The sequence below is a fragment of the Gaiella sp. genome (assembly GCF_035558935.1).
Lineage (GTDB): Bacteria > Actinomycetota > Thermoleophilia > Gaiellales > Gaiellaceae > Gaiella.
In genome coordinates, this window is the sequence record NZ_DATMBZ010000023.1 from 1 (window position 1) to 3,762 (window position 3,762).

The window sequence follows — 3,762 nt, forward strand, 5'->3', positions numbered from 1 at the left end:
CTCCGGTCGGCCGCCGCGGCCGACCCGAAGCTCCTGACGAGCGGCCGGCTGACCGAGCCGGTCGAGGCGACGGGCTTCGAGGCGATGGCCGGCGCGGTCGCCCCCGCGAAGCGTCCGGCGCACACCCGGCAGCGGGAGGACGAGAAGGCCGAGAAGGCTCGAGTCGACGAGGCGCGCGCTGCGCTGAAAGAGGCGCGCGACGAAGCGCGGGCGCTCGGCCGCGAGGCCGACACGGCCGAGCGGGAGGCGCGCCGCGCCCGCGCCGACGCCGAGAAGGCCGAGCGCCGCGTCGCCGAGGCCGAGGAACGCCTCGCTCGACTTCGGCGCTGAGGTCTCAGCCCTCGAGGCCGACGACGAACTCGCGCTCGCCGCCGTGCCACGTCACGTGGAGCGACTCGGCGATCCGCCGGAGGAGCGATACGACAGCCGCGTTGTCGCCGCACACCGTGGCGACGAGCTCCGTGATCCCGGCAGCCCGTGCGTCGGCGGCGAGCTCGCGGGCGAGCACGGAGCCGATCCCGCGTCCCTGGTGCTCGTCCGCGACCTCGAACGCGATCTCGGCCGATCGGCCGTCGCGCACGAGCCGCCCGATCCCCACGGGGCGGGGGTCCCGCTCGACGTACGCGACCAGAACATGGTGGTCGGCGTCGACGCGGGCGAGGAGGGCAAGCTCGGCCCCCGCCAGCCGCGGCTTCGCGCCGCAGAAGCGCCGTTCGCGAGAGTGCGAGCCGAGCCGCGCGAACACCATGCCGACCGTGTACGTGTCGCCGTTCGTGAGCTGCCTGATCGTGACGCCGTCGACATAGCGCGCGTGCATGTGACGATGGTGAACGCCGCGGGGCGGCGAATGCTTCCCCGCTACGGGCCATCTTCTCGACATGGCCCGTTCGGGCCACTATGCTCGCGGGTGATGGAGCAGGACATCCGGTTCTGCGAGCTCGACGGCCGGCGGATCGCCTACGCGACGGTCGGCGAAGGCCCCGTGCTCCTCTTCGGCGGACGATGGGTGAGCCACCTCGAGGAGGAGTGGGACGCCCCGTCCTCGCGGGCGTTCTTCGAGGAGCTCGCGCGGGCGCACCGCGTCGTGCGCTACGACCGGCTTGGCGCGGGGCTGTCCGACCGGACGCTGCGCGGCGCGCCGACCGCAGAGGCAGAGACGGCCCAGCTCGCCGCTGTGGCGGCCGCGTGCGGTGACGGGCCCGTCACCCTCTTCGCCTGCTCGTGCGCCGGGCTCGCGTCGTCGCGCTTCGCGAGCGCCGAGCCCGACCGCGTACGGAAGATCGTCTACTTCGGTGGCTACGCCTCGCGCGACGACATCCCGGACGCGACCCGCCGCTCGCTCGTCGACTTCGTCGCCGCGAACTGGATGCTCGCTGCGCAGATGCTCGCGGGGCTCTTCCTCCCGCGCGGCAGCGGCGAGGAGATCGAGGCCCTGAGCCGCGCCCAGCGCCATGCAGCCTCAGCGGACGTCGCCTCGGCGTTTCTCGAGCTCGACCTCGCGTCGGACGCGCGTGCCTTCCTGCCTTCCGTCATGGCGCCGGCTCTCGTGCTGCACCGCCGCGGCGATCGCACCGTGCCGATCGGACGCGGCCGCGAGCTCGCGGCGCTGCTGCCGAATGCGCGCTTCGTCGCGCTCGGCGGGGATGCCCACCTGCCGTGGATGGACGACCAGCGCGACCTCCAGCGGGCGCTCGCCGGGTTCCTCGACGACGCCGCGCCCGTGGAGTCGAACGGCGACTCGCCGCTCAGCCGGCGCGAGACGGAGGTGTTGCGGCTCGTCGCCGCCGGCCTTTCGAACCGCGAGATCGCGACGTCGCTCGTTCTCAGCGAGCACACGGTGCACCGGCACGTCGCGAACGTCCTGCGCAAGCTCGCGCAGTCGTCGCGGGCCGCGGCAGCCGCAACCGCGACCCGCGCTGGCTACATCTGAGCCGCCGCGCGCGATCGTGAGCACCGTCGTCGTCCTCTTCACGCGCGATATCCGGCTGCACGATCACCCCGCGCTCGCGGCCGCAGTGGACCGTGCGTCGCACGTCGTGCCCCTCTTCGTCCTCGACGACGCCGTCCTCGGGCGTTTCGGTGCACCGAACCGCGTCGCCTTCCTGCTCGACGCGCTCGCCGATCTCCGGCGATCGCTGGCCTCGCGCGGCAGCGGGCTCGTCGTCCGCCGCGGCGACACGGTCGCGGAGACGCTTCGCGTCGCCGTGGAGACGGGCGCGGAGCGGATTCACATGAGCGAGGACGTCAGCGCCTTTGCCCACCGGAGGCACGAGAGGCTCACGAGCGCCGCGCATGAGCGGGGGATCGCCCTCGAGGCGTTTCCCGGCGTGACGGTGGTCGCTCCGGGCGATCTCTCGCCGACCGGCTCCGACGGCCCCTTCCGGGTCTTCACGCCGTATTGGAGGCGCTGGCGGGCCGTCCCGCGTCGTGCGGTCCTGGCCGCGCCCAGGCGGATGCCCGAGGCCGGCCCGATCGACGAGCGGCCGCTACCTGCGGTCGGCGATCTCGTGGGCGGCGCTCCCGCGTCGAGGCTGCCGGCCGGCGGCGAGACGGAGGGCCGCTCACGTCTCGCACGGTGGCTCCGCGACGGCCTTGCCGGCTACGACGCACGGCGGGACGAGCTCGCCGTCGACGGCACGTCGGGTCTCTCGCCATACCTCCACTTCGGGTGCGTCTCGCCGCTCGAGGCGGCAGAGCGAGCGGCGGGCCAGCCGGGCGGAGAGACGTGGATCCGCCAGCTGTGCTGGCGCGACTTCCACCATCAGCTGCACGACGCCGAGCCGCGGATCGCCCGCGAGGACCTGCGGCCACGCGGAGACCGCTGGCGCGACGACCCCGATGCCCTCGCGGCGTGGAAGGAGGGACGGACCGGCTATCCGCTCGTCGACGCGGGGATGCGACAGCTCGCCGCGGAGGGGTGGATGCCGGGTCGCGCGAGGCTCGTCACGGCGTCTTTCCTCGTCAAGCACCTGTACCTCGACTGGCGGCTCGGCGCCGCGCACTTCGCCGAGCACCTCGTGGACGGCGACGTCGTGAACAACACGGGCAACTGGCAGTGGGTCGCCGGAACGGGGGCAGACACGCGCCCGAACCGTGTTTTCAACCCGACGCGCCAGGCGCGGCGGTTCGACCCGGACGGCGCGTACGTCCGGCACTGGGTGCCCGAGCTCGAGGGCGTCGAGAGAGGCGCTGTCCACGAGCCCTGGCGGCTGGGCCTCCTCCGGCCGGCTGCGTATCCGCACCCGATCGTCGACCACGAGGAGGCCGTGCGCCGGTTCCGCGAGGCGCGCGGCTAGCCGGCGAGTGCCGCGCGGACGGCGTCGTCGAACTGCATCGGCTCGAGGGGAACGAGCGCGCGGATGCGGTCGTCCCGCGCGACGGTCGGAGTGCGGAGCCCCTCGACGAGCGGTCGCGCAACCGAGGCGTTGACCGGCGTCACGAGGTGCAGCCACAACGAGGAGAGTCGCGGCGAGAGCACCGGAACCTCGACGATGGGCATCCGCTTGCCCCGGATCCGCGCGATCCGCTCGATCATCTGCCGGTAGGTCATGGCCTCCGGGCCGCCGCACGAGCCCGTGCGAGAACCGCGCGACCTCCCCCATGTAGCGGCGGCCCAGCTCCCGCGCCCCCGTCTCGTCCGCTTCGACGAGCTCCCGCGCGAGCCGGATCCACTGACGGGACTCGACCGCGCCCGCGTCTGTCTCGTGCTCGCGCGACGACCACCGCTGAGTCTTGCGGCTCACTGCGGGTGACGCACGCGCG

General features: G+C 73.7%; 4 protein-coding genes and 1 pseudogene. 3 read left to right on the top strand and 2 right to left on the bottom strand.

Annotated elements, in window-relative coordinates; genetic code table 11:
* Window positions 1-330: pseudogene (locus VNM44_RS02555) on the top strand (hypothetical protein); the annotation flags it as partial.
* Between the two features lie 4 nt (window positions 331-334).
* On the opposite strand, the gene VNM44_RS02560 reads toward VNM44_RS02555, so the two are convergent.
* Window positions 335-817 carry a GNAT family N-acetyltransferase gene (locus VNM44_RS02560; protein WP_325622268.1) on the bottom strand — a complete coding sequence of 161 codons (483 nt, stop codon included), beginning with the start codon at window positions 815-817 and terminating at the stop codon, window positions 335-337.
* Window positions 818-910: 93 nt separating this feature from the next.
* Between VNM44_RS02560 and VNM44_RS02565 the strand changes: the two genes are divergently transcribed.
* Both VNM44_RS02565 and VNM44_RS02570 read left to right on the top strand, forming a co-directional pair.
* Window positions 911-1,930: an alpha/beta fold hydrolase gene (locus VNM44_RS02565; protein ID WP_325622270.1), complete on the top strand. Its 1,020-nt coding sequence runs from the start codon at window positions 911-913 to the stop codon at window positions 1,928-1,930.
* 16 nt (window positions 1,931-1,946) lie between these two features.
* Window positions 1,947-3,296 (top strand): deoxyribodipyrimidine photo-lyase, encoded by a 1,350-nt coding sequence (locus VNM44_RS02570; RefSeq protein WP_325622272.1) that lies wholly within the window; start codon window positions 1,947-1,949, stop codon window positions 3,294-3,296.
* Here the strand turns inward: VNM44_RS02570 and VNM44_RS02575 are convergent.
* A complete protein-coding gene (locus tag VNM44_RS02575) occupies window positions 3,293-3,550 on the bottom strand; it encodes a hypothetical protein (RefSeq protein WP_325622274.1) in 258 nt (85 codons plus the stop codon). The two genes, VNM44_RS02570 and VNM44_RS02575, sit on opposite strands and share 4 nt — an antisense overlap.
* Between the last annotated feature and the right edge of the window lie 212 nt (window positions 3,551-3,762).

Coding starts and splice junctions, on each gene's coding strand:
- VNM44_RS02565 (WP_325622270.1), top strand. CDS start 911: ATGGAGCAGGACATCCGGTTCTGCGAGCTCGACGGCCGGCGGATCGCC.
- VNM44_RS02575 (WP_325622274.1), bottom strand. CDS start 3,550: ATGACCTACCGGCAGATGATCGAGCGGATCGCGCGGATCCGGGGCAAG.
- VNM44_RS02560 (WP_325622268.1), bottom strand. CDS start 817: ATGCACGCGCGCTATGTCGACGGCGTCACGATCAGGCAGCTCACGAAC.